Genomic DNA, 5,592 nt, shown 5'->3' with positions numbered 1-5,592 from the left:
CCAATGCCCAGGGTTTCATGGTGGCCCCCACCGGTAGCCACCACCACGAATTTCAAGCCGTCTGTCGCTCGCGGCGCGGGCGGCCACGAAGTTGCATGCGTCTCGTTTTCGTCGTGGGCGCGGTGGCACCGAGGAATAGATCCGATGGCATCACCACCGCGCCCACCCCACCACGAAACCATCACGGCGTGATATATCGTGGTGCTTCGCACCGGTACCGGCAGATGGGTGAATGAGCAGGGATGCCGCTACCGGGGGCCTCACCACGAAACCAGCGTCATCCGCAGTATCGTGGCCATTCAAACCGGTAACGGCACGAGTCCATTAAAACCCGGGGCCGTACGACGAAACCATTGGGATTCCCAATGACGCCACGCCAGCCTCCTGCAAGGATCGCTTTCTTTTGGTTACTTTTCTTTCGAGTAAAGAAAAGTGACATCTCACACGTTCTAAAACGGCCAACACCGTACAGCCGCGACAGCAGCTAGAAGCGCTAAAACATCGCCCACTCACGCTATTCTGCATCAGCAGCTAGAAGAGCGAAAATCCCGCCCACAAGGGCGACTCCCGCGTCAGCGGGCCACTATGCCAAACCAAAACTGCAACCGCCGCCGATTCAATCCCCGCCAACCTCAACAGACTTTGCGAACAAATCAGCGCAACGGGATCCTAGCCGCGGCCGGCGCCTTGCTGCGCGGCGTCGCGCGCAGCGACGAGGGCCAGCAGCAGCATCCTGGTCTGCTCGAGTATCACGGCCCTGAGCTGGGCCATCTGTTCCGGCCCTATCGTTTCCCATTCCAGTGCGCTGAGCACGTGCCGGCGCAGCATGCGGAACGTGGCAACCTGGCTGTCGATCGCGATGGTCCGGATCCTGGTCACTTCATCGGTCGGCTTGCGTCCGGTCAGCCGGCCGATGATCGACGCGGTCACGGGGAACAAGCGGCGGTTGAGGCGTTCATCGATCACCGCGAACGCAGCCGGTGGACCGAGGCCCGCGCGTTCGCGCGCCATGAAGAGCTGCCAGTCGCGCGCCTCGGGTGAATCGTTGAGGAACGAGACGAAGCTGCCCTGGAGCGCCAGGTAGGTCTCAATCAAATCCGAGTCGTCGGCGTTGGGGCTGGCCAATGTCGCCTCTGCCGCGCTCACCGGCGCGGCCAGGTGCTCCCACACGCGTGCGACGAAATGCTCCACGCAGGCAATGTAGACCCCTTCCTTGTTGTCGAAGTAGTACTGCAGCGCGGGCGCATTGACGCCGGCCTCTTTCGCAATGTCGCGCGTCGACGCCCCCTCGAACCCCCGTTCCCCGAAGAGTCTCAGCGCCGCCTCGACGATGCGCAGGCGCGTTTCCTCGCCGCGCTGGTAGCCGCCTTCGGCAGCCGGTCGGTGTCGTGCCATGGGTGTCGTCGCCATCCTTGAGATCGTGCCAGGGGAGAAATATATCACTTGACACAATTGTTCCAACTGGAATAATTATGCCGCTTGGAATAATTTGGAGCCCCAATGTCTACCGCTGCGCCCGCCGATTCGCCCGCCGACCCTCTGTTGCGAGGCGAAGCCACGTCAGCCCCAGTCAAGCCTGCGGTGCGCAATCGCCGCCGCACGGTGCTGCTGGCCATGGCTGGCATCGTGCTTGTGGGGGCGGCGGTCTGGGGCGGGCATTGGTGGACGGTGGGCCGCTTCATTGAAACCACCGATGACGCCTACCTGCAGGCCGACAGCGTGACGGTGGCGCCGAAGGTGAGCGGCTATGTGGCTGAAGTCCTGGTGCGCGATGACCAGACGGTCGTCGTCGGGCAGGCGCTGGCAAGGCTTGATAGCCGTCAGTACCAGGCAGCGCTGGACGAGGCGACCGCGACCGTTGCCTCGCGCCAGGCCGACGTGGCGCGCAGCGAGGCGGATCTTGCGCAGCAACAGGCAAATATCGCGCAGGCCAGGGCCGAACTCGACGGGGCGCGGGCTAATGTGCGCTACGCGACATCGCAGGTGGATCGCTATGCGCCGCTGGTCAAATCGGGCGCCGAGACGGAGGAGCGCACCGCTGAGCTGCGCAACGCGCAGACACGTGCCGCCACCACGCAGCAAGCCAACGAGGCTGCCCTGCGCGCGGCCCAGAGCCAGACGCTCACGCTGCAGGCGAAGCTGCGGCAGGCACGCGCGCAACTGGCGGTGGCCGAGGCGAGCGCGCGCCGCGCTCAGCTCGACCTGCAGGATACGTTCGTGCGCAGCACCCTGGCCGGGCGCGTCGCGGATCGCGCCGTGCGGGTCGGGCAGTTCGCGCAGCCGGGCACGCGCCTGCTCACGATCGTGCCGCTTCAGGACCTCTACCTGACCGCCAACTTCAAGGAAACGCAGGTCGGCCACATGCTCCCGGGCCAGCCCGTGACGATCCATGTCGACGCACTGCCGGATACCGATCTGCACGGCACCGTCGAAAGCCTGTCGCCTGGCACGGGTTCCCAGTTCGCCCTGCTGCCCGCCCAGAACGCCACGGGCAATTTCACCAAAATCGTGCAGCGCGTGCCGGTGCGTATTCACCTGGATGTCTCGGGCGAGGCGCGCAGGGCCTTGGTGCCGGGGCTGTCGGTGACGGTCGAGGTCGATACGCGCCACGCGGCATTCACGCAAGCACGGGCTCCGGCCGGGGTCGCGCGTGGCTAAGGCGCTGCGGTCCGGTGCCGGCGTTTCCGGGGGCAACCCGGCATCCGCGCCAGCAGTGCCGAATGCCTCCCACGTCTCCAACGCCTCCACCGCCGACTGGATCGCCGTCGCGGCCGGCTCGCTTGGCGCGCTGCTCGCCACGCTGGATATCTCGATCACCAACTCGGCGTTGCCGCAGATCCAGGGCCAGATCGGTGCCGCGGGTACGGAAGGCACGTGGATCTCCACGGGCTACCTGATGTCGGAGATCGTCATCATCCCGCTCGCCGCGTGGCTCACGCGCGTGTTCGGGCTGCGGCGCTTCCTGATGTGGAACGCGATCCTCTTTACCGCCTTCTCGATGATGTGCGGGCTATCGCACAGCCTGGCCGGGATGGTCGTCGGGCGCATCGGCCAGGGCTTCGCCGGCGGCGCCATGATCCCGACCGCGCAGACCATCATCCGCACGCGCTTGCCCAGGCACCAGATGCCGATCGGCATGTCGGCGTTCGGGCTGATCGTCCTGCTCGGCCCATTGCTCGGCCCGGTGGTTGGCGGCTGGCTGACCGAGAACGCGGACTGGCGCTGGTGCTTTTTCCTGAACCTGCCGATCTCGGTGGCGCTGGTGGCGCTGCTCTATCTCGGCCTGAAGCCGGAGCGCGCGAGCCTGCAGGCGTTCGTCAAGGCGGACTGGCTTGGCATCGCGGGGCTGGCCATCGGCCTGAGTTCGCTCACGGTGGTGCTGGAGGAGGGGCAGCGCGAGCGCTGGCTTGAGTCGCCGATGATCACATGGCTATCGCTCATCTCCGCGGCCGGCATCCTGATGATGGTCGTTGGCCAGTTCACGGCGAAGACCCCGATCGTACGGCTGCGGCTGCTGCTCAACAAGAACTTCGCCAGCGTCATCCTGATTGTTTCGACGGTCGGCGCCGGGCTCTACGGCGTGTCCTACCTGTTGCCGCAGTTCCTCGCCACCATCGCCGGATACAACGCGCAGCAGGCGGGCTCGATCATGCTGCTCTCCGGACTTCCGGCATTCCTGATGATGCCGATCCTGCCCCGCATGCTTGGCAAGTTCGATAGTCGTTGGCTCGTGATCACGGGGCTGTTGTGTTTCTTCGGCAGCTGCATGCTGGACATCTCGCTCACGACGCAAAGCGTCGGGCACGACTTCATCGGCTCGCAGATCCTGCGCGGCTTTGGCCAGATCCTGGCGATGATGCCGCTCAACCAGGCATCGATGGCGGCTGTCGCCACCCATGAAGCGGGAGACGCGGCTGGCCTGTACAACATGGCCCGCAACCTGGGCGGCTCGGTCGGGCTCGCGCTGCTTGGCACGCTGATCGATCGCCGCAATACGTATCACGACGCCGTGATCCGTGAATCGGTGAGCGCCAACAGCGCGATCGGGCAGGAGCACATCTCGTCCAGCGCGGCGGGCTTCTTTGCCCAGCATGGCGATATGGCGCACGCAAAGCTCCAGGCCTTGGCGCAAATGGCAGGGGAGATTGCCAGGCAAGCGGCCGTCATCACCTTTTCCGAGACTTTCTTTGTGCTGGGCATCGCGCTGCTGCTATGCGTGCCGCTGGCCCTCCTTCTCAAGCAACCGGGTGCCGGCACGCCGGTGTCCTCCGGTCATTGATCATGCTCGACATCCCATCCAATGCGCTGCCGCTCCCGGGCCGGCTCTGCGCGGTCTGCCTCAGTGCCGCGCTGGCGTTTGCCATGACCGGCTGCGCGGTCGGGCCGGACTACCACGGCGCGCCCGAAGTCGCGGCCGACGCAATGCGTGCTGCGGCGTTTCCCCATGCCCCACGAAGTACCGAGCCGGCGGTGCCGCGCGTCGCAACGTGGTGGCGTGCGCTGGGCGATCCCCAACTGGATGCGTTGATAGAAACCGCACTGGCGCATAGCCCGGACATTCGTGCGGCGCGGGCCAGCGTGAGCCAGGCCCGCGCCGGCCTGCGCGGGCAGCAAGCCGACGCGCTCCCGAAGGTGGGCGCCAACGCGGCCATGCTGCGCACGCGCTCGCCGGATTTGTCTTCGCTCTCCGGCGGTTCGTCGTCGGGCGGCCGCGGACCGCTGGCGCTCTATCTGGCCAACTTCGACGCGAGCTGGGAGATTGATCTCTTCGGCGGGACGCGGCGTGCCATCGAGGCGGCCTCGGCGCAGGCGGACGCTTGCGCCGAACAGCTTGCAGACGCCCATGTGCAACTGGCGGCCGAGGTCGCGCAAGCCTACGTCGGCCTGCGTGAGCAGCAGTTGCGCCTGACGCACCTGCGCGCTTCGGAAAAGCTGGAAGCCGACATGTTGGAACTGACGCAGCAACGACGCGAGCGCGGGGTGGCATCGGAGCTGGAAGTGGAGCGGCTGCTGACCCAGGTGGAGGGTACACGCTCGCAGATCGCGCCCATCGAGGCGCGGATCACGGCGTCGTTCGATGAACTCGCCGTGCTCACGGGCCGGGCCCCCGGCGCATTGGATGGCGAGCTCGGCCCGCAACGGCCACTGCCCACGTTGCCGGCCACGGTGTCCGTCGGCAACCCCGCTGCCTTGCTCAAGGCGCGGCCGGACATCCGCGCGGCGGAGCGCACCCTGGCCTCGCAGAACGCGCAGATCGGCGCGCACAAGGCTGACTGGTTCCCCAAGCTGTCGCTGTTCGGCTCCCTCGGCTACAGCGCGATGGATCCTGGCCACCTGGTCCGCAAGGACAACGCCACCTGGCTCGCCTTGCCGCGGTTGCAGTGGAATGCGCTGGATTTCGGCCGGGTTGCCGCCAGCGTGGACGGTGCGCGGGCGGGACGGGACAATGCCGAGGCAAAGTATGAGAGCGTGGTCCTGAAGGCGCTGCGCGATGCCGATGTGGCCTTGTCCCGCTACGGGCACCAGCGCGAGAACGTGGTCCTGCTGCGCCGGGTGGAGGCGTCTGCCGAGCGGGCCTCCGTGCTGACCCAG

Annotated in this window: 4 protein-coding genes; 3 read left to right on the top strand and 1 reads right to left on the bottom strand. The window is 66.5% G+C overall.

Annotated elements, in window-relative coordinates; translation table 11 throughout:
• Positions 1 to 669: 669 nt before the first annotated feature.
• Positions 670 to 1,395, bottom strand: a complete 726-nt coding sequence (locus ACYP5B_RS47415) for a CerR family C-terminal domain-containing protein (RefSeq protein WP_459574301.1) — start codon at positions 1,393 to 1,395, stop codon at positions 670 to 672.
• Positions 1,396 to 1,500: 105 nt separating this feature from the next.
• Between ACYP5B_RS47415 and ACYP5B_RS47410 the strand changes: the two genes are divergently transcribed.
• The 3 genes from ACYP5B_RS47410 to ACYP5B_RS47400 all read left to right on the top strand — a co-directional run.
• Entirely contained in the window at positions 1,501 to 2,658 is a 1,158-nt protein-coding gene (locus ACYP5B_RS47410; RefSeq protein ID WP_459574299.1) for an HlyD family secretion protein, read from the top strand.
• Positions 2,659 to 2,713: 55 nt separating this feature from the next.
• On the top strand, positions 2,714 to 4,279 hold the full coding sequence (locus ACYP5B_RS47405) for a DHA2 family efflux MFS transporter permease subunit (RefSeq protein ID WP_459574346.1): 1,566 nt from the start codon (positions 2,714 to 2,716) through the stop codon (positions 4,277 to 4,279).
• Between the two features lie 2 nt (positions 4,280 to 4,281).
• A partial coding sequence (locus ACYP5B_RS47400; RefSeq protein WP_459574298.1) for an efflux transporter outer membrane subunit occupies positions 4,282 to 5,592 on the top strand: 1,311 nt, incomplete at its 3' end.

It is taken from the genome of Cupriavidus sp. 8B, from assembly GCF_054589115.1.
Note: the sequence above shows the minus strand (reverse complement) of the source record. Positions and strands in the feature narration are given on the sequence as shown.